General features: G+C 67.0%; 21 protein-coding genes and 2 pseudogenes. 9 read left to right on the top strand and 14 right to left on the bottom strand.

The window, feature by feature from the left end:
* Positions 1-24: 24 nt before the first annotated feature.
* Positions 25-1227, top strand: coding sequence for a hypothetical protein (locus JNUCC0626_RS48340; RefSeq protein WP_394617330.1), 1203 nt, complete (start codon positions 25-27; stop codon positions 1225-1227).
* A gap of 343 nt (positions 1228-1570) precedes the next feature.
* Here JNUCC0626_RS48340 and JNUCC0626_RS48345 read toward each other — a convergent pair whose 3' ends face one another.
* Positions 1571-1744: a hypothetical protein gene (locus JNUCC0626_RS48345; protein WP_394617331.1), complete on the bottom strand. Its 174-nt coding sequence runs from the start codon at positions 1742-1744 to the stop codon at positions 1571-1573.
* Between the two features lie 91 nt (positions 1745-1835).
* On the opposite strand from JNUCC0626_RS48345, the gene JNUCC0626_RS48350 reads away from it, so the two are divergent.
* The 3 genes from JNUCC0626_RS48350 to JNUCC0626_RS48360 all read left to right on the top strand — a co-directional run bounded on the left by JNUCC0626_RS48350 (position 1836) and on the right by JNUCC0626_RS48360 (position 5870).
* Positions 1836-2207, top strand: a complete 372-nt coding sequence (locus JNUCC0626_RS48350) for a hypothetical protein (protein WP_394617332.1) — start codon at positions 1836-1838, stop codon at positions 2205-2207.
* The gene (locus JNUCC0626_RS48355) at positions 2207-2914 is read left to right on the top strand and encodes a hypothetical protein (RefSeq protein ID WP_394617333.1); all 708 of its coding nucleotides are present in this window, start codon (positions 2207-2209) and stop codon (positions 2912-2914) included. The genes JNUCC0626_RS48350 and JNUCC0626_RS48355 overlap by 1 nt, the downstream gene beginning before the upstream one ends.
* 196 nt (positions 2915-3110) lie before the next feature.
* The gene (locus JNUCC0626_RS48360; protein WP_394617334.1) at positions 3111-5870 is read left to right on the top strand and encodes a beta-L-arabinofuranosidase domain-containing protein; all 2760 of its coding nucleotides are present in this window, start codon (positions 3111-3113) and stop codon (positions 5868-5870) included.
* 72 nt (positions 5871-5942) lie between these two features.
* Here JNUCC0626_RS48360 and JNUCC0626_RS48365 read toward each other — a convergent pair whose 3' ends face one another.
* Positions 5943-7148, bottom strand: coding sequence for a cysteine desulfurase-like protein (locus tag JNUCC0626_RS48365; protein WP_394617335.1), 1206 nt, complete (start codon positions 7146-7148; stop codon positions 5943-5945).
* A 92-nt stretch (positions 7149-7240) separates the two neighbouring features.
* On the opposite strand from JNUCC0626_RS48365, the pseudogene JNUCC0626_RS48370 reads away from it, so the two are divergent.
* Positions 7241-8167: pseudogene (locus JNUCC0626_RS48370) on the top strand (LysR family transcriptional regulator).
* 167 nt (positions 8168-8334) lie between these two features.
* Positions 8335-8649 (top strand): hypothetical protein, encoded by a 315-nt coding sequence (locus JNUCC0626_RS48375; RefSeq protein ID WP_394617336.1) that lies wholly within the window; start codon positions 8335-8337, stop codon positions 8647-8649.
* A 248-nt stretch (positions 8650-8897) separates the two neighbouring features.
* On the opposite strand, the gene JNUCC0626_RS48380 is transcribed toward JNUCC0626_RS48375, so the two are convergent.
* The 7 genes from JNUCC0626_RS48380 to JNUCC0626_RS48410 all read right to left on the bottom strand — a co-directional run bounded on the left by JNUCC0626_RS48380 (position 8898) and on the right by JNUCC0626_RS48410 (position 14664).
* Positions 8898-10136, bottom strand: a complete 1239-nt coding sequence (locus JNUCC0626_RS48380; RefSeq protein ID WP_394617337.1) for an ATP-grasp domain-containing protein — start codon at positions 10134-10136, stop codon at positions 8898-8900.
* A gap of 11 nt (positions 10137-10147) precedes the next feature.
* Positions 10148-10930 carry an MFS transporter gene (locus JNUCC0626_RS48385; RefSeq protein WP_394617338.1) on the bottom strand — a complete coding sequence of 261 codons (783 nt, stop codon included), beginning with the start codon at positions 10928-10930 and terminating at the stop codon, positions 10148-10150.
* A gap of 208 nt (positions 10931-11138) precedes the next feature.
* Complete coding sequence (locus tag JNUCC0626_RS48390) at positions 11139-11372, bottom strand: hypothetical protein (protein WP_394617339.1); 234 nt, start codon at positions 11370-11372, stop codon at positions 11139-11141.
* A complete protein-coding gene (locus JNUCC0626_RS48395; protein ID WP_394617340.1) occupies positions 11369-11932 on the bottom strand; it encodes an RBBP9/YdeN family alpha/beta hydrolase in 564 nt (187 codons plus the stop codon). Before JNUCC0626_RS48395 ends, JNUCC0626_RS48390 begins: the two co-directional genes overlap by 4 nt.
* Positions 11920-12726, bottom strand: a complete 807-nt coding sequence (locus JNUCC0626_RS48400) for an arylamine N-acetyltransferase family protein (RefSeq protein WP_394617341.1) — start codon at positions 12724-12726, stop codon at positions 11920-11922. Before JNUCC0626_RS48400 ends, JNUCC0626_RS48395 begins: the two co-directional genes overlap by 13 nt.
* 30 nt (positions 12727-12756) lie before the next feature.
* The gene (locus JNUCC0626_RS48405) at positions 12757-13170 is read right to left on the bottom strand and encodes a 2Fe-2S iron-sulfur cluster-binding protein (RefSeq protein WP_394617342.1); all 414 of its coding nucleotides are present in this window, start codon (positions 13168-13170) and stop codon (positions 12757-12759) included.
* A gap of 492 nt (positions 13171-13662) precedes the next feature.
* On the bottom strand, positions 13663-14664 hold the full coding sequence (locus JNUCC0626_RS48410) for a diiron oxygenase (protein WP_394617343.1): 1002 nt from the start codon (positions 14662-14664) through the stop codon (positions 13663-13665).
* Between the two features lie 392 nt (positions 14665-15056).
* Between JNUCC0626_RS48410 and JNUCC0626_RS48415 the strand changes: the two genes are divergently transcribed.
* From JNUCC0626_RS48415 to JNUCC0626_RS48425, 3 genes are all read left to right on the top strand, one after another.
* Positions 15057-17105 (top strand): hypothetical protein, encoded by a 2049-nt coding sequence (locus JNUCC0626_RS48415; protein WP_394617344.1) that lies wholly within the window; start codon positions 15057-15059, stop codon positions 17103-17105.
* A 298-nt stretch (positions 17106-17403) separates the two neighbouring features.
* A complete protein-coding gene (locus JNUCC0626_RS48420; RefSeq protein ID WP_394617345.1) occupies positions 17404-17787 on the top strand; it encodes a hypothetical protein in 384 nt (127 codons plus the stop codon).
* Between the two features lie 646 nt (positions 17788-18433).
* Positions 18434-18799 (top strand): hypothetical protein, encoded by a 366-nt coding sequence (locus JNUCC0626_RS48425; RefSeq protein WP_394622283.1) that lies wholly within the window; start codon positions 18434-18436, stop codon positions 18797-18799.
* A gap of 153 nt (positions 18800-18952) precedes the next feature.
* On the opposite strand, the gene JNUCC0626_RS48430 is transcribed toward JNUCC0626_RS48425, so the two are convergent.
* The 5 genes and pseudogenes from JNUCC0626_RS48430 to JNUCC0626_RS48450 form a co-directional block, all read right to left on the bottom strand.
* Positions 18953-19132, bottom strand: a complete 180-nt coding sequence (locus tag JNUCC0626_RS48430; protein WP_394622284.1) for a hypothetical protein — start codon at positions 19130-19132, stop codon at positions 18953-18955.
* A gap of 123 nt (positions 19133-19255) precedes the next feature.
* A complete protein-coding gene (locus JNUCC0626_RS48435; protein ID WP_394622285.1) occupies positions 19256-19636 on the bottom strand; it encodes a hypothetical protein in 381 nt (126 codons plus the stop codon).
* A gap of 61 nt (positions 19637-19697) precedes the next feature.
* Positions 19698-20147, bottom strand: a pseudogene (locus tag JNUCC0626_RS48440) (DNA cytosine methyltransferase); the annotation flags it as partial.
* Entirely contained in the window at positions 20144-21115 is a 972-nt protein-coding gene (locus JNUCC0626_RS48445) for a TRM11 family SAM-dependent methyltransferase (protein WP_394617346.1), read from the bottom strand. The pseudogene JNUCC0626_RS48440 and the gene JNUCC0626_RS48445, both read right to left, overlap by 4 nt.
* A complete protein-coding gene (locus JNUCC0626_RS48450; RefSeq protein WP_394617347.1) occupies positions 21112-21873 on the bottom strand; it encodes a hypothetical protein in 762 nt (253 codons plus the stop codon). The genes JNUCC0626_RS48445 and JNUCC0626_RS48450 overlap by 4 nt, the downstream gene beginning before the upstream one ends.
* Positions 21874-21988 lie beyond the last annotated feature (115 nt).

Raw genomic sequence — 21988 nt, forward strand, 5'->3', positions numbered from 1 at the left:
AGGTGTCATGAAAGTTGTCGTGTCTTGCTGCGGAAGCGTGAGCATCCAACCGTCCTGTTTGGAGATTCGACCGGAAGCTCCAAACGGCTGGGTCACCTCACTGATCATCATCAAGGTAGCGAGGATGTCAAATCGGGCATCTGGTCGGCATCGGTGGAATCTTTGTGGGGTCCGGTGATGAGCGCTGCGCAGACGAGTGATTACGGTTCACGGGTGGCTTTCACCAAGCGCGTGATCAAGGAACTTTTCGGAAGTGCCAGCAGGTGCGCGTTTCCAGGCTGCTGTGAGAAGCTCGTCGTGTGTGAACGCGGTGTGTCCGTCATCAACGTCGACATCGCCCACATCCGGTCCGCGTCGCGCCACGGCCCGCGTCACGACGAGAACTACCCGGTGGAGTGGCTCGACCAGGCGCGGAACCTCCTGTTGTTGTGCACCAAGCATCACCGCCTCGTTGACAGCGGGTGTGTTGAGGATTCGCTCTACCCGGTCGCGGAGCTGGAGATCTGGAAGCGTGACCAGGCGGCCGAAGACGTTGGCTGGGCGCTGGTCGCAGATCGCGGCGAAGAAGCCCTCCGATTCTACGAGGGGTTCGCACTTCGCGTTGACGGCGAGCCGGAGTTCGGGCGCTGGCGTCCTGACGTCGACCTGGCCGGAAGCCCGTCGTCACAAGGAGGTGGGGCCGCGGGGTTCGCCAACGTGGCCGGGGACCCGGTGTCGGTGGCGGCGGCCTGGTCGGTGGCGCAGCTCATCAACGGCTTTGCGTCGAACGCCGTCGTTCCGCCCGAACCCGCGTCGGCGTTCGGTGCGACGATCGCGGCGTTCCTGCTCGATGACGCGGCCGGTTTCGGAGCGCGCATGCGGAGGCTGGAGTTCTGCTGTCACACGGATCCGTTCGAGGCCATGCTGACCGCGATCCTTTACGGCGCCGCGGCGGTGCGGTTGTGGGAGATGGCGGCAGACTGGGAGACCGGGGTGCTCCGGGACAGTTGGATCGCTGCCGGAGTGACGATTCCCTACGTCGCGGACATCGTGGTGGCGGCGAGGTTCGGCGAGGAGGACCACGATCCGCTGCCGGGCCACCCGGATGACCAACGGAAGGTGGCCATGAACCTCGGCCAGGTGACCGCGATGACGCTTCAGCTCGCCGCGGACCACCAGCTGCTTCCACTGGTGTCGGTCGTGCAGGACCTCCTGATCGGTGTTCAGCGCGTGCCAGGAGATGTTTGACGGTTGGCTGGTCCTTCTCGGTCGCTCACTCGCGACTTCACGCACCGCGGTCTCGCGGGCGTCGAGCACTTTCGTGCGGTCATCGCGGAAGCGCTCGGCAGCGTCGAGCACGGTGGCGGAGCGTTCGGCGGGCAGGTCACACCGGAAGACTCCGCGAGTCGCGGCACGCCGCCGAAAGTGATCATCGGCGTGCCCCTCGGGGCCCGTGGAGTTCGTGCTGGCCGGTCTGGTTGTCCGAGACAGCGTGTCGATCAGTGCCCGGCCCTGGGCACTCCTGCGCCGAGGTCCCGCGCTCATCCCGTCGGCTTGTCCGGGCGCAAACGACCGAATGCCGCTAGCGTGGTCAGTCGCGTTCGGCCCGACCCAGGGAAGGCACATGACGGATGACGAGATCACGGCGCTGATCGCCGAGCTGGAGGCTCTGCTGCGGGACCTGGGCCTCGACTTCGTCGTCGCCCAGGTGCACGTCCTGGCGGAGGAGGGGCAGTCGAAGGCCGGAGCCAACCTCAGGGATCACGTCGCCGTCGAACGGTGGTCCGAGTGGCAGATGATGCGGAGCAGGATCCGGCTCACGAAAGAGGACGTCCGGATGACTCCGCTCAACGTCCGTGAGCGCGTTGCCAAACCTGCTCGATCTCATCGAGGCGGCCACAGGGGGAACCCTTGCGATGGAGCGGTTCGTGCACGGCGAGTTGGCCGTTCTCCGCGAGCTGGCGACGCCGGGCACTCCAGCATCTGGATGGGACGGCACAGTGGAGTTCGCGGATCCTCCCGAGGCGGAGTTGCGCGACTCGGACAGGTCGACGTGGACGTTGGCCGTCGGCCGGGAGTTCGAAGAGGCCGCCCGGCACGCGGCCGACGTCGTCGCACTGATCGACGCGCTGCGCGAACAGGCCGGTGTGCGGCGGGGTACGCGGTTGACGCGAGGCGTAGCCGATGGCGCGGAAGACGTGTGGGCGCCGGTCAGGGGAACTTTCTGATGGGAACCGGAGAAGCTCCGGACGACGGCACCGTCCACGAACTGCTGGCTCGGTTGAGGGGTGAGCGCCCTCGTGCGATGTCTACGGCGTTCAGGACGAGCGGCCCGACGGCTTCCGCTGGCGATGACCTCTACGAGGCGTTCCTGTTCGCCCTCGTGCTCCGGGCGGCGCGAGCCGAGGGGTACGAGGTCGGCCTCGAGGACGGGACCGGCAGGCCGCCCGCGGTGGTTCGCCTGCGTCGAAGTCCTGGGCGCCTGTACTCCTCGCAGGCGTTCACGCACGCGGTCCTGACTTTGTCCGGGACCGCCAAGCCGCCTCTCGCGGTTCACACGGGAGTCGCGGTGGCCGGGAAGAGCAAGGTCGCGCACGAGGCCGACGTGGTGGTGCTCCAACAGCCGGCCGCGGAACGGTGCCGGCAGCTCGGGACGGATCCGCAGAGCTCCAAGGCCGTCATGGTGGTGGAGGGGAAGGTCTACCGGAAGCAGCCAGTGGGCCTGGGGACCGGTCGCGAGTTCCTCGGGCTCGACTCCGACCTGTCGACCAAGACGACCATTTTCGCGGCGACTTTCACGAGCCTGTCCATCGTCCACCTGTTGCAGGGCAAGGCCATGTCGTACAGCGTCGGCGTCCTGCCGGGGTGCAAAGGCGAGCAGGAGGTTCGGGAACTGTTCGCCCAGGCGCTGCGTGGCTATCGCAACGCTCCCTGAGACGCGGCTCCAGGTCCTGCGGTGGTGAGTGCCGCACCGCCGTTCCTCGCGCTGGTGGCTGACGGCGGCGATGGAGCCGAATTCCCCGGAACCGCGAAGCACTGCGACCTGTCTGTCGGCAACCCGTTCGAAGGGGTCGACACCGCAGGCGGGCGGAAGTATGTTAACGCTCACATCCGAGCGGGAGGACACGCGCATGGCGGACAGGGTTGCGCGGCGGGACTTCTTGATGGCTGTCTCCCTGGCCGCCACGGCGCCCTTGTTCGGAGCGGCAGGTGACGCGTTGGCGGTGGGCGGGGAGTCGCGCGCCGTGGCGCCGGGAAACCTGAGCCCTTTCGCGCTGTCCGAGGTGACGTTGTCCGAGGGCGTGTTCTCGCGCAAGCGCGACCTGGTTCTGGCCTACGCGCGGGGTTACGACATCGACCGGTTGCTCCAGGTGTTTCGCGCCAATGCGGGCCTGGACACGCTGGGAGCTGTCGCGCCGGGAGGCTGGGAAGGCCTGGACGGTGAGGCGAACGGCAACCTGCGCGGTCACTACACCGGGCACTTCCTGTCGATGCTGTCCCAGGCGTACGGCAGCACCGGCGACACCGCGTACCTGAAGAAGATCCGGGCGATGGTGGATGCGCTGGTCGAGTGCCGGGCCGCGTTGCGTCGTGATCCGGAGGTGTTGAGCGTCGCGGGACGAAGCGGTCGTGCCGTGGAGCAGGTCCGCGGCTCGTATCGGTTCGTCGACCTGCCGGTGGAGCCGCTGCCAGAGATGTTCACGTTCACATCCTGGGTGCGACCGTCGCACGACGCGAACTGGGCGCGGATCTTCGACTTCGGCAACGACAACACGCGGTACCTGTACCTGACCGCCCGCAACGGGAACGGCGTGCCGCGTTTCGCCATCACCACGTCCGGCCCCGGCGGCGAGCAGGGCATCAACGGCACCACGCCGTTGCCGTTGCACGAGTGGAGCCACATCGCGGTGGTGATCGCGGGCACCACGGGCACGCTGTACTTGAATGGTGTGCAAGTCGGCACGAACACCGCGATGTCGTTGAATCCCGCGACGCTGGGCACGGTGACGCACCACTGGCTCGGGCGGTCCCACTTCGCCGGCGATCCGGTGTTCGCGGGCGCGCTCGACGAGGTCGACCTCCACTCCCGCGCGCTGACCGCGGCGGAGATCCTCGAGTCGTCGAAGGGGGATCTGGGCTCGTACTCGTTCGACGAGACCTCCGGCAGCACGTTCGCCGACGCTTCCGGACGTGGCCGGCACGCGACGTTGCGCCGCACCTGGGGTGGGCCGAGCAATCCCGGTTTTCTCGCCGCATACCCGGAGACGCAGTTCATCACGCTGGAAACGATGACGCGGCCTGACTACACCGTCGTGTGGGCGCCTTACTACACCGCGCACAAGATCCTCAAAGGCCTGGTCGACGCCTACCGCAACACCGGTGACGGCCGAGCGCTGGATCTCGCCGAGGGAATGTGCGACTGGATGCACTCGCGGCTGAGCCCGTTGCCGGCGGCCGTGCGTCAGCGGATGTGGGGCATCTTCTCCAGCGGTGAGTACGGCGGCGTCGTGGAAGCGATCGTCGATCTCTACTCGATCACCGGCAAGGCCGCGCACCTGGAGCTGGCCCGGTTGTTCGATCTCGACTCGCTCATCACGGCGTGCGCGGAGAACCGGGACGTGCTGGACGGCCTGCACGCCAACCAGCACATTCCGATCTTCACCGGCCTCGTCCGCTTGTACGAGGTCACCGGTGAACAGCGGTACTGGCTGGCGGCGAAGAACTTCTGGGGCATGGTCGTCTCGCCCCGCATGTTCAGCATCGGTGGCACCAGCACCGGCGAGTTCTGGCGTGCGCGCGGTGTCGTCGCCGGGGCTCTGAGCGACACGACGGCCGAGACCTGCTGCGCGCACAACATGCTGAAGCTCAGCAGGCAGCTGTTCCTGCACGAGCAGTCGCCGAAGTACTTCGACTACTGCGAACGCGCTCTCCACAACCAGATCCTCGGGTCCAAACAGGACAGAGCGGACGCCGACCTGCCGCTGATGACGTACTTCATCGGCCTGGCTCCCGGTTCGGTGCGCGACTTCACGCCCAAACAAGGCACGACGTGCTGCGAGGGCACCGGGATGGAAAGCGCGACGAAGTACCAAGACTCGGTGTACTTCCGCGCGGCCGACGACTCGCGGCTGTACGTGAACCTCTACAGCCCGTCGGTGCTCAAGTGGTCGGCCAAGGGCGTCACCGTCACCCAGACCACCGGGTTCCCCTTCGAACAGGGTTCTGCTCTGCGGATCGCCGGCCGAGCCCGGTTCGACCTGTCGTTGAGGGTGCCGGCGTGGGCAGGGGAGTTCGCCGTGACGGTCAACGGCGAGCGGCAGCGGTTGAACGCCTTGCCCGGGACCTACGTGACGTTGTCCCGAACGTGGCGCGACGGGGACGTCGTGCGCGTGCGGATGCCGTTCGCGCTGCGAGTTGAGAGGACACCGGACCAGCCTGCGGTGCAGTCGCTGATGTACGGACCGATCCACCTGGTGGCGCGAGAGGCGCGGCGTGAGTTCCTGGAGTTCGGGCTGCACGGTCGTGCCGCGCTCTCCGGCGACCTCATGGGCAACCTCGTCCCGATCGCCGGCCGTCCGTTGCACTTCAAGCTCGGGGAGGTGGAACTGGCACCGTTCTTCGAGGGGACCGAGGACGCCTTCCACTCGTACTTTCGCCGGGTGGAGCCGAGAATCGTGTTCGCAGGCGTCGACTCCGGCGTGGCGAACCCGGTTCGCGGGGATGGGGCCACCCTCCTCGACGAGGTGTGGGTGGCGGCACCGTTCTCGGACAAGCGCGTGTTCACGGATCGGGTGTCTGCTGTGGCACGGCGCTGGGTGGCGGAGGGGCTGATGTCGGTTGCCGATCACGACCGCGTGCTGCGCACGGCCCGCACCGCGCCGATCCGTTAGGCCGCTGCCGCGGATGCTTCTCCGTGCTCCTCGGCATCCGGACGAAGTACCGCTGGGACAGGCAGCAGCCCTTCAGACGCCGAGAAACGAGGCGAGCCCGTCGAGGAGACGGTCGACGTCGTCCGCGGTGTTGTGCGGAGCCAGTCCGGCCCTCAACGCGGGGTCGGTGAGGTTCAGCGCGGTGAAGGGCTCATGGGCGTAGAACGAGCCTGCCGGCGCGACGACCTTGCGCGCGGCCAGATGAAACTGGGCGTCGCGGGCGTCGCGGTCGCGCAAGGTCATCAGGAGCGTGGGCGTGCGGTCGGGTGCTTTCGAGTGCACGGTGACGGCCTCGCCGAACGATGCCAGTCCGTCCTGCAGCCTCGTGCGCAGTTCGAGTTCGTGGTCGTGCATCGAGGCCGCAGACCGCTCCAGGCGTCGCCTCCGCGAGGTTTCCGCACCTGGGGCCATCGCCGCGAGGAAGTCGACGGCGGCTGTGGCGCCCGCGAGAACCTCGTAGGGGAGCGTGCCGAACTCGAACCGTTCGGGCACGGTCTCGGGGGACGGCAGGAGCTTGTCCGGCCGCAGGTTCTCGAGGAGGTCGGGAGCGGCGGCGAGCACCCCGCAATGCGGCCCGAGGAACTTGTAGGGCGAGCAGACGAACATGTCCGCGCCGAGTGAGCGGATGTCCACGAGATTGTGTGCCGCGTAGTGCACGCCGTCCACGTAGACGAGCGCGCCGATCTCGTGTGCCAGATCGGCGATTCGTCGCACCGGTGGCTTCGTTCCCAGCACGTTGGAGGCCGCTGTGACCGCGACCAGCCGGGTGCGGGCGGACAGAGCTCGTTCGAACGACTCGAAGTCGAGTTCGGTCGTCTCCGGAACGATCTCGATCCAGCGCACCTCCATCCCGGTGCGGGCGGCGGCCTGGAGCCACGGGCGGACGTTGGCGTCGTGGTCCAGGCGGCTGAGGATGATCTCGTCGTCCGCGTTCCACTGCTTGGCCAGGTGGCGGGAGAAGTCGTACGTGAGCTGTGTTGCGCTACGGCCGTGGACGATGCCGTTGGCGGGCGCGAGGAGCAGATCTGCGTAGGCCGCGCGGAACTCGGCCACAGCCTGCTCGGCGTTGACCTCGGAAGGGCTGATCGTTCCGCGGTTCGACAGGGGAGCGGTCATCGTCGACGCGATCGCTTCCGCGACAGGACCAGGCGTCTGCGTGCCGCCCGGCCCGTCGAAGAACGCGAGGCCGGTGTCGAGAGAGGGGAAGTGAGCGCGGAACGCGGTGAGGTCGATGGCCATCGGCTGGGCCTTTCTGCTGGGTTCGCGTAGTACTCTCGCGTTCCCTCGAATGCAGGTAAAGCGATGGATCCAGAAGAGAAAGTTCATGACTCGTGAAGTCCCAGCCGGATCTGAGGGTTCTGGCCACCTTCCTGGCCGTGGTCCGTCACGGCTCGATGGCGAGGGCCGCCACCGAACTGGGTTTCGTGCCCTCGGCGGTGTCCCAGCACATCGCCGCGCTGGAGCGCGACCTGGGCGTCGAGCTGATCGTCCGCAGTCCGGGCAGCAGGCTCGTCGTCACCGCGGTCGGCCGCTCTCTCGCCGAGGCGGCGGCGACCCTCTTCGACGCGACCGCCCGGTTTCAGGACTCGGCCACCCGCATCGCCCACCGCGAGATCACCGAACTGCGCGTCGGGACGTACCCCAGTGCGATGAGTCACCTGCTGCCGAAGGTGTTGCCCGTGCTCAAGGTGCGCCGTCCCGGCCATCGGATCCGTCTCATCGTCGTGGAGACCGCGGAAGGACTGCCGCGAGTGAGGTCGGGTGACCTCGACCTGCTCCTGGCCTACCGCTACCTGCCGGAGGACCCGCCGGTCTCCACCGAGGCGTTGGCCGTCTCGACGCTGGGGCGCGAACCGCTGGTCCTCGTCACGGGCGCCGAACCCGGTCGCCGTGGCCCGGTCAGCCTGGCGGAGTGCTAGGAGAGGGAGTGGGTGTCGGGCCACGCGCACAACCCCGACCGGCGGCTGCTGCTCCGGTGGGCCGGTGAACTCGGGATCGCTCCGAGGGTGACGCTGGAGACCGAGGATCTGCACAGCATGCTCGCCATGATCAGGGTGGGCTTCGCCGTGGGCCTGATTCCGGCGACGATGCTCGGCGAGAGCCAAGGCTCCGGAGTCGAGCGGGTGGTGCTGGCTCCTGGCAGAACCCCCTTGCATCGCGAGATTCTCGCCGTCCGGCGACCTGGCGCCGACCATTCGATCCTCGACGAACTGGTCACGTTGCTGGCCGATGCCGTGCGGAACTGTAGTCCTTTGTGAACTGTCCATGAAGGAGCGAGGTTCGCGGCCTTCCCGCGATGTGCGGAAGATTGTCCGTCTACTCGGGAAGTTCGCTGGAGCGTCGTGCATTCTCCCGTTCGACCTCACGCGGTCAGGTAACAAGACAGGGCTGACCTTGTTCAGCGGAGAGGAGCGCAAGTTTCGAAATGACAAAACGTATCTTGACCGCGCTGGCCGTGTCTTCGGTGCTGAGTGGGATGGCGGCGGCTGTGGTGGCGTCGCCCGCAGTGGCGGCCGACGAGAAGCCGCCGGTCTGCACCAGGTGGTCGGACGCCAACACCTTCGGCGTCAGCTGTACCAATGTCGGACCCCGGAAGTTCCAGGCCAACGCCCAGTGCAGCGACGGCAATTGGTACTCGGGCCCGTTGATCGCCAGCGGCACGTCCTACGTCTACTGCTCGTCCCACGGCGTGACTTACGTCGAGGGCACGGGCAACGTGGGCATGACCGGCGTAGCCTGACAGACGCTCGCACTTCGCGGGTCGAAGGCTATGCCGCTCGGACGGCTTCCTCTTGAAGGAGACCTGACACAGCGCCCAGGAACATCCGGGTGCCGACCCGAGCGGTTCCGGCTTCCGCAGATCCCGTCGCGCAGAGGTGACGTCAGCAGCACTGGGCGTGCCCGCATCGGTGGTGCGTGGGAGACGGGGAGGCCCCGCCGTGGATGACCTTCACGGCGGGACCTCGGCCGACTTTGACCTGACAGGGCTCAGGTGACCACTTCCAGGAGCGCGCCCTCATCGCTCAGTTCGAGGACCCGCTTGGTGTCTCGCTCCAGGGCCGCGAGGTCGGCGTTGGCGAGGATGACAGGTCCGTACGAGGTCACCAGGTCGGTTGTGCGGACCACGCGGTCGCCCGGTGCCTGGCGGCACGTGTCGAAGAAGTAGCTGTCCAGACCGGCGCAGAGTTCGTGCACCCGGTTCGCGCGCACCACCCCCGCCCGGGGCGCCCGCAGGAAGCACTCGACTACGTTCGTGTGCAGCGTCGGCAAGGTCTCCGACCGTCGCCGGAACTCGTCCGGCACCACGCGGGACGCGAGCGCCATGCCGATCAGCGAGTGGGTGGACGACGCCTCGACGAGCCAGGGGCCCTGGCCACCGTGCATCCGGGCACCGGTCTCGACCAGGGTCGGCCCGTCCGCGGTGAGGATGATCTCGCTGTGCGCGGGACCGTTGTCGATGCCCAGCGCGGTGAGTGCCTGCCTGGCGTACTCGGCGATCTCCGGGTGGTGGTTGATCTCGACCGCGGACATGGTGCGGTAGAGAGGGGATCCGTCGATGATCTCCTTGTCGTACAAGAACATCGCGACGATGAAGTGCACGCCGTCCAACGACACCGAGTCGACGACGAACTCGAGTCCGTGGATCCGCTCCTCGACCAGGACCTCGGAGATCGTCACGCCGGCCAGGTCGGATCGTCCGAACAGCTCGTCAGTCGCGACGCGGACCTCGTCCAGCGTGGCGCAGAAGTGCACGCCGTCCGTGCCGAACGATCGCATCGGTTTGACAACGAACTCGTTCAGTCCGCTCTGTTCGCACCACGAGACGATCGAGTCGGTGTCGGAAGCCTTGTAGTGCGGGATGTGGCGGAGGCTCGCCTCTTGCAAACGGTTCTGCATCAGGAACTTGTCCCTGCGCGCTGCCGACTGCCCAGAGTTCGGGCGCAGTCCCCAGTGTCCGGAGAGGACGTCGAAGATCTCCACGCCGGGTTCCGAGTCGCACAGGATGTGCTCGGGCTCGCCGTTGCACAGGTTCTCCACCGCGGCAACGGCCTGGGAGACGTCGGTGAAGGCGATCTCCCCGACGAAGTCCTCCCGCCGGTAGCTGCCGGTCACGCTCGCCGGCAGCGTGCGGGACGTGATGACCGCGACCGAGTCGATGTCGTACAACTCCTTGGCCAGGCGGGCGAACACGGCCCCACTGGAGAATGGGTCGACGATGACGAGCATGCTTCTCTTCCTCACACCTTCGCCGGAACTTGGGCTTGACCCTGGCTTCGCGGGCTGGCCTCGGCGTCAGGCACCAGTGCCATCGCGAGTGCGCCCACGAGAGCGCACGCAGCCGAGATCAAGAGCGCCGCCTGCCACTGACCCTGGCTGAGCAACTGGCCGTAGACGGCGGCGGCGACAGCCCCGCCCAGGTAGAACGACGACTGCCGAACGCTGATCGACACGAGGTGCCGCGATCGCGTGAAACCGGACATCGCGACGGTGTCCAGCAAAGGCATCAGACCGTAGTTGAAGAGCAACCGGGCCAGGTATAGGGCTACGAAGATCGTCAGCGGGATCGTCAGGGACTGCAGCACCAGTCCCACGGCGGCGAGGACACCGATCACGACGGCGCTCGGCCGCAGCGAGAACTTCTTGACGACCAGCGGTGCGAAGATCGCGCCGAAGATGCTGACGATCTTGTCGCCACCGAGGATGATCGAGATGTCACTCAACCGCAGGCCATACGCCTGTGCGAAGACGACGTTGGCGAACCTGAACACCAACGCGACAGAGGCGCCGAGGAAGGCGGCGGCGATGAAGAGCACGATGAAGTTGCGTCGTGCGCTGCTCCTGCCCGTGCTGGTTTCCGTTGCTGCGATTGGCTTCGCGCCGATCTCCACCCTGGCGGACGGCACTCGCAGGACGAGCATGACGAGCGCCGCGGCGAACGCGACCACGAGCAGCACGCGGTACTTGTCGAGGTCGTTGCCACCGAGCCACCTGGCACCCACGGACACGACCGCGGAACCCACGACACCCACGCCGAGATAGCTGATGAAGAACCCGCTGAAAGGCGGGTACGTGCCTGATCGGGCACCAGGGCACCGGCGATCGAGTTGCCCACCGAGAGCAGGGCCAGCATGCCGGCCAGGATGAGGCTGAGCACGACGGCGGCCGAGGCGATCGAGTCGACGAACGGAAGGCCTGCGAAAGGCAGTGTGTACAGCACGGCGGCGCCGATCAGAGGCGCCGCTGCGACACGTACCTACCGATCACCAGGATCGGAACGACGGCCACTGCCATGACACCGGTGGCGATGGCGTAGATCAAGCCCGTGTCGGCTTCGTCGATGCCCCGCTCGGCGAGGTAGAAGTTGAACACGATGTCGAAGACCGTGTTCGCGAGGCCCATGAAGAACGAGGCGGCAAGGTAGAAGTAGACGGCTTTCGGCATTCCGGAGTGTTTCTCGGTCATCTGTACGCACGTCCCACCGCAGTCTCGAGCCGGCGTCCGGACTGATTCTCGATCACCGTCACGATGTGGTCCCACTGCCCGAAACCGCTCGAACTGTTGAGGTGACCGCCGCCGGCGATCGTCTCGACGGTGCTGCCCCACGTCCTGGCCAGAGTCAGAGCGCGCGGCAGGGACAGGTGTGGGTCGTTGTCGGACACCACGAGGTGCGTCTTGAGCGCCAGCGCGCCCTGGGGGAGCGGTCCCTGGGGCCTGATCGCGGGTAGTGCGCGGCTCGCGTCGACATCGGCCGGCGCCACGAGCACCGCGCCGACGACGCGCTGGTCGTAGTGGGTCGCCGCCCACTGGGCCACGGTCACGGACCCGCAACTGTGCCCGATCAGGAACACGTCGTCGTCGATGTCGCGAATCGTCTCGTCCAGCCTGGCGGTCCACACGTCGGCGTCCGGCTTCCGCCAGTCGTCCTGGACCACCCGGCTGAAGCCCGCGTAGGTGTTCGCCAGGTGGGTCTGCCAATGGTCAGGGCCTGAGCCCGTGTAGCCGGGAACGATCAGATAGTGCATGGCTGCCCTTCGAATCCGAGGTCTCGGGCCGGCGCGGTGAGGCCAAAGTGCTTTCCCAGCAACCTCTTCAGTTCCGTGCGGTCGATGATCTTCGAGGTCGTGCTCGTGCCGTCGGACGCCACGGTCAGGTTGTCGTCGCGCACGCTGATCCGGCCGGTCGGGGTCGGGATGCTGGCCACTTTGTGCTTGTTCAGCAGGCTGTTCGGCGACCGCGTGGTGTAGAAGTGCGCCATCTCGAGGTCCACGGCGACGGCGGGAGCGTCGACGAACGTGTAGAGGTCCTGCCACGTCTCGGCGTTCGTGGCGTGCTCACGGGTCGACGCCGTCCACTTCGGAACGGCCGATCCGGCGTCCAGGGTGATCCTGGAGGAGTTCGCCTGGTGAACCAGTTCCGTGCCGTCCGCGAGTCGCAGCGGGCCGCGCGGGCCGAGCGCACCGAACCCGATGTCGAACAGCCAGCGGTCACCGTTGATCCTCACGACGAACACCTGGTGGGTCGCGGGGGAGCGGCCGGCCGTCACGACACTGCCGAGCCGCAGCTCGCAATCGAAGCCGCAGGCGTCGAACGTGGCCTGCATCAGCAGGCCGGTCTCGAAGCAGATTCCGCCGCGGCGCCAGTGGACGATCGCCTCGAGGAGCGACTCGTCGTCGAGTGTGTTGGTGTGCATGCTGAAGTTCTCGAACGGCACGTTGTAGAGGTGCGCCTCGTGCAGCCCGCGCAGGCAGTGGATCGTCGGTTCCAGGGCGGCGGTGAAGCCGATCCGGTCTGTGTAGCAGGAAATCGCGTCTTCCATGAAAGTTCTTTCTGGGCAGTGCTTTCGCAGTTACACGTTGAGCACGAGCTGGCGGCTGGCGGGCCTGCTGACGCACGGAAGCATGTAGCCGTTCCCGGCCCTTTCCTCGTCGGTCAGCACTTCGTCGCGGTGGTCGACGCGGCCGGACCTGACCTCGACCTCACACGTGCCGCAGATGCCTTGCAGGCAGGACGACGGAACGACGACGCCGTGCCCGTTCAGCTGATCGAGCAATGAGCTGTGCTGATCCGCCTGGAACGTCCTCCCCGACTTCGCGCAGACGATCTCGGCGATCTCCGGCAGATCGCTGGCGCTCGTCGCGGGTGCGTCGATCACCAGGCTCTGCTGGCTCGGCGACGATCCGAACGCCGCACGCACCTCGCCGATCATCGCGGCCGGTCCGCATGCGCCGATCGTGCTTCCGGCCGGGACGCCCTTGAGCACCGCAGCCCAGTTGAGTCGCGGTGCCCACGGTGGTGATGACGCCGCCCTGCTCCTGTGCGAGCTCGCGAAGTCGTTGCAGGAAAGGGAACTCGTCTTCACCTCGGTCGACATAGGTGAGGTGCCAGTCGTGCACCCGTCCGAGGTTCAGGACTGCCAGGATCGGGTTTATGCCGACACCCGCGGCGAGGAAGTGGGTGAACTCGCCCGAGGTGAAGTGACCTGCCGGCGCGCTGAGCGTCACCGGCGCACCGGCGAACAGGTTGGCCGACACGACGTCGCGCCTCTCTCCCCGATCCCGGTTGCGGACGGCCAGTTGGTAGGCGCCGTCCTCGACGGCGACGATCGTGAACGTCTTGAGTCGTGGCCCTACTCGCATCGTGACGTGCTGTCCTGGGACGGCAGGCGGCAACGGCTCTCGCCCGGCACGGCTCGTCAGCCAGTACTGGGTGACGGTGGGCGTCAGCATCAGTGCGGAGTGGACAGCTGCACCGATCATGCGAGCAGCCCTGCCTCCGCGAACGCTTCGCGGGTGGCGCCGTGCTCCAGCGCGCCGGCTTCGATGAAGTACTGGAGCGTGGGTGCGGCACCTCGGCGCACGTCCTCGATCACCCGCTCGTGGGTGTAGACGTCGTTATTGACCTGTTCGACCTGCTCGCTCGGCAGCCCCGACGCCGCCATTCCCAGGGCGACGCTCGGGTAGTCGGGCTCGAGGAACGCGAAGATCAGCCGTGGGAGGTAGGGCCCGGCGAGTTCTTGTTCCCTGGGCGTCATCGAGGGCCAGAGGAACCGCAGCAGGGTGGAGAAGAACGCGTGATACTTGGCCTCGTCCTCGGCGTGGTCTGCGATGGTCTCCCGGACGCCTTCCGGCAGCCGGTGGTCCTGCGGCAGGTCGTCGAGAGTCGAGGAGATCAACGTCTCGCTGACGATCGCGAACAGCAACTCGTCCAGTCCGCGGATCTCGCTGGGGAACTCCTCGTGGATTCGCGCCAGCACACCGGTGAAGATCGGCGTGTCCGGAAGAGCCGGTGCGACCCGGGTGCGATCACGGACATCTCGCATCAGTTCGTAGGTGAACTGCGCGTGCCACGCCTCATCCGTGACTATCTTGAACGCGTCAGAGCGCATGAGTTCCGGAAGGTCCAGACCGGCCATCCCGCGACTGATATGGCCGGTGACCGGAATGACGGCGCTCTGCTCGAGGTCGATGGTGAACTTCAGATACTCGTACAATCGATGTACAAGTACGTTCTTCTGGATTTCGGGGTCGCTCTCCCGCGGCAGCGGATGAGCCATCGCGGGCACGAGTTCCGGTGTGAAGAACAACTCGCCATCGATCCCCAACGGGCGCGTGGGATTGTTCCTGACGGTGGCCATCCACTCCCAGTTGCGAAAGCGACTGCGGTATTCGACTTCGGCAACCGTCTGGTCGAGGCGGTGCTGGTGTCGTCTGGCGAGCACTGTTCTGTTCGCGGCAGCAGCGAACTGCAAAGCCATTATCGGTTCCTCCCCCAAAAAAGCATTTCGGCGCCTGGTGGTGCCGGTATGCCTGCTTCTCATTCCGCTCCGACGATTCGAGGCGTGGTTGTGTCCGCCGAATCGGAAAAGCGTGACGAAATTTGGCGCGACGATGCGCGCTGGAACTTCTGTTTCTCTTGCCCCCGAGAAGACTTCCAGTCTCCACTCAAGCACGATATGTGGCCGGTGGTCGACATTGCAAGTCGAAGTGCGAGTGGTTCCGATCACGCAACCTGATCGGGGGTAATTCGTCCCGGCGGTGCAGATGTGGCCGTTATTTGCCCGTTGAAATGCGGATGTTTTTCCGGGTGTTTCGGAGCGTGCTTGTGTCCTTCGCGGCACTCGATCCGAGCGTCGGCTAGGTTGGCCCGATGACGGGTGGTGGGGCGGCGACGAACTCCGGGATCGACTTCCAGCACCGGTTCGGGGCGCTGGCGATGCTCTCCGTTCTCGCCGGTGTCGATCTCGTGGTCGACGATCTCGCCGGCTCTGACGTCACCGACCTTCGCTTCGAGACGCGTGATGGCATCGACGATGTGGTGATCGAGACGCGGCTGCGCCGCTATCTGGTGCAGGCGAAGCGAAGCCTCTCCCTGTCCGGTGCCGTCGAGTCGGAGTACTCGTCCGTGCTGCGGCAGTTCGTCCGGCAGCACCTGGAGCGGCCCGAGATGGACGACCGCTACGTGCTCGCCACGTCGTACGCGGCGTCGAAGTCGATCCGGCAGGACCTCCGGAAGCTGACCGAGTCCGCGCGGCTCAATCCGGGCGCGCACGGCGGCAACCCGATGTCGGCGAACGAGCGGGCGGCTTTCGAGACCACCCGTGCGTTGATCGAACACCACCACGAGCAGTTGAGCGGCAAGGCTGTGGACGAGCAGACGCTCAGTCGCATCCTGGGCCGCGTGGTGGTGACGGTGCTCGACGTGGAGGCCGGCGGCGCACATGAGCGGGCGGCCGTGGCCGTGATCGCGAGCCGCTCGAAGGTGGCGCCCGCGGTCGTGTGGCAGAGCCTCGTCGCCAGGTGTCTGTCCCTGGCCAAGAACAGGCAGTCGGTGACCGCGGAACGGCTCGTCGAGATGATGGGCGGGTACTTCGGCGGCGACGAGGTCGCACCTGAAGTCGTCGACGGTGTCGAGACGCAGATCGTGTTCACCGAGGACGTGTTGCTGTCGGGGAGGGAGATCGTGCTCGCGGAGCTCGGGGGCAAGCTCCTCCTGGCGGAGATTTTCCGTTTCGACGACGACGGGACGAAGCGCGTGCGGTTCGCCGGAGGGAACGTCTACCTCGGTGGCGAGCCGTTTCCTTTGCTGAGGCGCGCTTCGACGGTGGACGGGATCCTGCGGCTGATCGCCGCGAACCCGGAGTTGACCGCGGGACGTGAGATCGTCGTGACCGAGATCAACTCATCCGACGACTTCGACGGTTCGCCGATCGCCCTGGCGCACGCCGCGTTGTGCCGACGGCTCTGGGAGCAGAACCCGGCCCCTTTCTCGTGCCTGGTCTGTGCGCGCCCGGTGTCCGACAGCGGCGCACATCTCGTCGAACTCGACGAGGAGGACGTCGCACCGGCGGTGGGCCTCGCGCACGGCACGTGTCTACGCCCGGCGCATCGCGTGCTGGGAGGCCTTCGCAGCGAGCTCTTCGAGACCCACCCACACCTGAGGGACTTCGACTACAACACCTGGTTTCGGGTGCGCCCTCGCAGTCAGGGTTTCTTCAACAGTGCCGAAGTGCTGTCGCGCGGGCCTGTGCGGGCCTTCTGGAAGCCGGACCGGGACCGCTATGCAGTCGGCACCTGGGGGGTCGGGTACGAGTTGGAAGACGGCAGGCGGTACTACTCGCGCAACCGCGGGCGAGTGCTGCGCTACTCCCTGGCCGGAGCGGTCGCGGCCGCCGAACTCATGATCGAGCACATCGCCACCGCGCTGGAGTGCGGCGACCCGTACTGCGTGACGCAGGACGACGCGTTCGGGCCGTACTCGGAGGTGATCCGCACCTCCGTCGCCGGGCAACCGGTCCGAGTGCGAGCCGCCGCTCCTGTCGAGCTCGACCGGGCCACCATGATCGCGCACCGGACGACCGAGAACTTCTACGCGCCACTCGTCGTGCTCGTCGATCGGGACAGCGCCGAGCGGTTCACCTTGCTCGGTGCCTTCGTGCTGCTGACCGATCCGCTGGCCATGAAGGACGCCGTCGCGAACTGGACCGTGGCTGGGTTCGACGTACCCGAGCTCGCGACCGTGCTGATCGAGTCGGACGACCAGTTTGACGCGTTCGTCGCCGGTGCGGTGCTGGACGGAGCCGGGGTTCTGGTCGATCCCCGGTTCGACCTGAACCAGTCGCTCGTCGGCGGTGTGATCGTCGAGCACTTCGGCAGCGTGATCGCTGCTGGCGGAACGCCCCACGTCGATCAGCTGTGAGCGAGTGCCTCCCGCCTTCTCCTGGTCGCGATGTGGAAGGCCGCCTTGTGCGTCCGGTGTGGACACTTCAAGGCTGAAGTCCTGCAGCAACTTCAGGGGGAAGGGCTCGCCTGTGAAGTGCCACCTCGCCAGCGCCATCAGTGCTGTCCTACCTGGGTGGTGTTCCGGTTCCTGACACGGACTTCCTGAAGCTCCCGGTCGCTGTTTCTCGGAAAGTTTTCCGCCAACGGCCCATTACCTGAGCCAGAAGTTTCGCTTACTTTTCCTTTAACTTCGGGTCAGAGCGAAAGGGCGAGACATGATCTTCACAAGGGTCGCACGGAGTGTCACGGTTGCTGTGCTGGCAAGCGCGGCGGTGATGGCGGGTACGACGGCTGCTCAGGCGAGGCCGACGAACCACTTCATCCTCTTCGCCAACAAGTCGTTCGTCATGAACATCTGCGCGACCGCCAGGGATGGTAGCGGCGCGGAGGTCGGCAAGAAGTGCGGAACCAGGGCCGCCGGGAAGAACCTCGTGTACTGGGTGCCGAACCACGCCACCTCGACCAGGTTCACGATCACTGACCGCGGTACCCAGATGCTGGGGGTGGACCTCGCGAACAACCGCGACTACTGCTACCGGGCGGCTGCAAGCGATCACGGCAAGGTCACCGGTCCGCACACCCCCTGCACGCCGGACTGATCCGCGTCGCAGGTTCGACCGATTCCACGTCCTGCCCGGCGGGCGCTCGGGTCTGAAGGTCCGCAGCGCCTGCCGGGCAGGCTCAGCGCAGACCGTGCGCTGAGCAGGACGAAGCTCATCAGTCTGCAAGCCGAGCGGGATCATCGTCGCCGACAACTCGCTCCACAAAGGACGGGTGGCGCTCGCAGCTCCTCCGAATGAGCGAGTACTGTTCCGCGTTCTCGTCGTCCTCCGTCGCAGGGACTCCTGGCCGAGATGTCGGTGTTGTTGTTCAGTCCGAATTTAAACCTCTCGCGGAGCTCGTCAGTGTCGGGAATCTCAAGCACGTCCCGGACGGCTTCCGCGGGCCAGGCGCCGTCCTCGCCGTTTGGTCCGGCGGAGATCAGGGTTCCGATGGCGTGATCGCCGGTCCGCCGCATGACGAGCTCGCCCAGGGCCTCGCGAACGTGGCGGACCCAGGCGAGCAACTGCCCCGGTCGACCTGCTCACGTGTCTGCCCCGATATGCACCGCATGCCTTCCCCCGTCATGTAGAACCTCATCGCCTTGGGGTTCAGCAACGCACGTGGCTGTCGGTCGTGGAGCCAGCCGGTGAAAGCGACCTCCCACCACGCGACTGCCCGCAGGTCGTGTCCCGTGGTGCGGAGATGGGCGATCAGGATTTCCACCTGGTAGGCGGTGTGGGTGGGAACAGTTCGGTGGGGAACGTTCAAGAGATCGTCGAAAGCGGCCTCGATCAGCTCGGCGGAAGGCCATCGGGTCTGGCCCGTTCCGTGCAGGTTCAACGACATCGCGTCGATGACGGCTTCGGGCCGGCCGTGTCCGAGGATCTCGGCGAGGTACTGCTCCTGCTGCTCGTCGGGAACGGGAACGCCAGCGTCAGCAGCCAGAATCTGTCCTGCGCCTCGGCGCTTTCCGCGGCGAGCCGTTCCAGCGCCAGGCCTACCGGCAGGGCGAGCAGGAACGCGGCCCTGGCCGCGGGGCCTCCGGGACAGCGGTCGTCACCTCGCTGACCCAGCCGCTTCCGCCGTCGTGCGCCCTGCGGCGGACCCAACCGCCCGCGAACCTGGTCCTCAGGTGGGGGAGCACTGTGGTGCTCTGAATGCCCGCGCCGAGTGAAAGGCATCGATGGCTGGGCCGGGTGTCGCGTGTGGACGGTGAGCTGTTCACGCGGCCCTCTCCCTGATCTCGGTGTGGTGGTCGCCGGTGAGAAGTGCGGCGAGGTCGGCCTGCAACAGGCGGATGGCGTGCACGGCTTGCTGCGGGACGACGCCGGTGCCGAGTGCGCGGAGTTGCGCGGTGCGAGGGAGCGGGATCGCGGTGACCCAACCGCGGGGGAGTCCCATGAGGTGTTCGACGAAGGCCGGAGCGAGTACCGGTCTGCCGCGTTGCCCGGGACGGGTGGGATGCGGTGCGGGTTCGCCGAGTAGACGTTCCCACTGCTCGATGGCCGGGGTAGGAGCCCCAGTTCATCGGCGCGAGTCCTGCTCTTGTGTGGCCTGGTTTGAGACGTTGTGCGACAGGAGTCGGATGATCGCCGACGGCAGCATGAGATCGCCCTTCGAGCCGCGTTGCGCTGGACAGCCCTTCGTTCCGTCGGTCGCGCGTGGCGTCCGCAGGAGAGTCGAAGTGGACTCCTCCAGAAGGCGGCACTGGTCGGTCAAGCTCGGTCCGCCGTCCTGCTTGAGGTGTGTCGAGGCGTTCGCGTCCGATGCCGTCGGGGTGGGCAGGAGTTTCACCACGGCGTTGACCGCGTCGTGCAAGCTGACCTGGTGTCCAAGGGCTCGGCGGCGTGCCGGGTCGGCGGCACCGCGGTTGTCGCCGTCGCGTGCTTGCGGGGTAGGGAGCATGCGGGTCGCGGGGCCAGGCGAGCAGGAACACGCGTTCGCGGCGGTGTGGTGCGCCGATGTCGGAGGCGCGGACGCTACGCCAGAGCGCGTCATACCCTGCTTCGGCCAGGTCGCCGAGTACGCGGTGGAGGCCGCCGTTGCGCCAGCGAAGCGCGGCGACGTTCTCCACGATGAGGAACGCTGGTCGTAGTACGCGAAGGCCCGCCACGATGTCGGTCCACAAGCCACTGCGTTCGCCCTTCTCGATGCCGGCGCGTCTGCCGGCGGCGGAGATGTCCTGGCAGGGGAACCCGGCGACGAGGACGTCGACGGGCTCCACCTCGGACCAGTTGATGGCGCGGAGGTCGCCGAGGTTCGGGATGCCGGGCATGCGCACGGCGAGGATCTGCCGCACGTGCGGGTCGGGGTCGGCGCACCAGACGATGCGGCCGCCGCCGAGCGCCGCGAGCACGCCCAGGTCGAGTCCTCCGTAGCCCGTGCAGAGAGATCCCAGCACCGGTTCGGTGTTCATGCAGCCCAGTTGGCGGAGACGTCTGCGTTGAGCTGCCGCTGCGGTCGGCGCTTGTTGGTGAGTTCGGTTCGGAAGACGAGGACGTCTTCGTGGGCGATGAGGTGCAGGGGGAGTCCGGCTTCACGTTGTTTGCGGATGAAGTCGCGTTGGAAGAAGCTCGTGCGCGCGACGAGGCCGGTGTCGGCCGCGCGGGCGAGCAGGGCGACGTTGCGCTCGACGGAGATCAGGCCGGCGCCGCGGCCGCAGGCGAGGATCTGCGAGGGCAGGTTGATGAGCTCCGAGTGCTCGCGCCACGGGCGGATGGTGATGGCGATGTGTCCGCCGGGGTGCAGGAACGTGCGCAGTGCGGTGAGGATGCGCGTGAACCCGGCGAGCAGGCGGTGGTGGCCGATGTTGGCGAGGTTGCCGCGGTCGAGGGTGTTGCCGTAGCGGTGGTGGTACTTCTGCACGCCCTGGCCCGGCGCGACGATGACTTGGCCGTGCGTTGATGGTCCGTAGGGCGGTGAGGTGACGACGAGCGCGGCTTGGCCGACGTACTTCTCCGGCAGCAACGTGATGAGCTGACGCGCGTCGCCGTGGAAGATCTCGGCTTCGGAAGTCAGTCCGTCGGCTCGGGCGAGCTCCACATTGGACCTCGCGACGTCGACCCAGTGCGGTTCGTACTCGACGCCGACCGCGCGTCGGCCGAGCCGGACCGCTTCGACGAGGGTGGTGCCGATGCCGCACATCGGGTCGAGCACCAAGTCGCCCGGCTTCGTGTAGTGCGCGACCGCGTGGCGCACGACCTCGGGCAGCATCTTGGCCGGGTGTGCGGTGGACTCCGGCACGTACTTGCCCTTGCGTTGCGCGGCCGGTGACGTTTGCGCGGTGGTCCACACCGACACGGCGGGCGGCGTTGAGCCGTCGTTGCGCGTGGCCAGGGGAACGGTGTCGGTCGTCAGGCCGTCGACGGACGTGCTCGCGTTCATCGGCCTTCTCCGCTCTGGTCGGCGCGTGCTGGTCGGCGGTCGTGCGGCTGGGCGAACAGCAGGACGTCGGAGTGGATCCGGCGATGCGGTGCGGGGAGGCCGCGGACCTCGGCGCGGTGTTGTGCGCGGTGCTCGGCGTCGTTGCCCGATGTGTCCGCGAAGTGATCGGCGGGTAGCAGGAGGACGCCGTTGCGGACGGGAGCGTGCAGTGCGACGACGTGCTGGAGGTAGAGGAGGTCGGCGTTCTGCGCGGAGGTGACGAGCTGGCCGGTCGGGTCGGTCAGCTCGCCTGATGTCCAGTCGCAGTGGGTGAGAACGACGAGGACTCCGCCCGTGCGCAGGCGCCGTGCTGCGAAGAGGGCCAACCGCTCGCTGGACAGGTCGTCGATCCACTGCGGGTGCGCGCTCGTGATGACGAGGTCGGCGTACTCGCTTGTCGTCTCCTGAGGACGGTTCGGCTCACTTGCGTGCTCGGGTTGCAGGACGTGCTCGGTCGAGGCGGTCCTGCCGAGGCGCTCGACGACGTGCCGTGCTTCGTCGAGGTCGGCTCCCGGTTCGCTCATGCCGGGCCATGTGGCCAGAACGACGTGTTCATCGGGCTCGCTGAACGACGACACGAACTTCGCCATGAACGACGGCGGCCACGTCACGTCGAGCTCGATCGGGCTGTCAGCGGGCCACACCGATGACGGCATCGGAGGCGCGGAGGCGCGCTGCGTGCCGGCGCCGGCGGAGCCGGCCGGGCTGACTCGACTCACGGAAGGTGCTGTCGGCCACGGCCGCCGGTCCTCTTCCCTCGGACGCCGCGGCGCTGGTCGTGCGGTCCGAGTCCGATCCACAGGTCGTCGCCGGGAGCTGCGCCTCGGCTGATCA

Origin of the sequence: Lentzea sp. JNUCC 0626, from assembly GCF_043632865.1 — a bacterium.
In the GTDB taxonomy this organism is placed as follows: domain Bacteria; phylum Actinomycetota; class Actinomycetes; order Mycobacteriales; family Pseudonocardiaceae; genus Lentzea.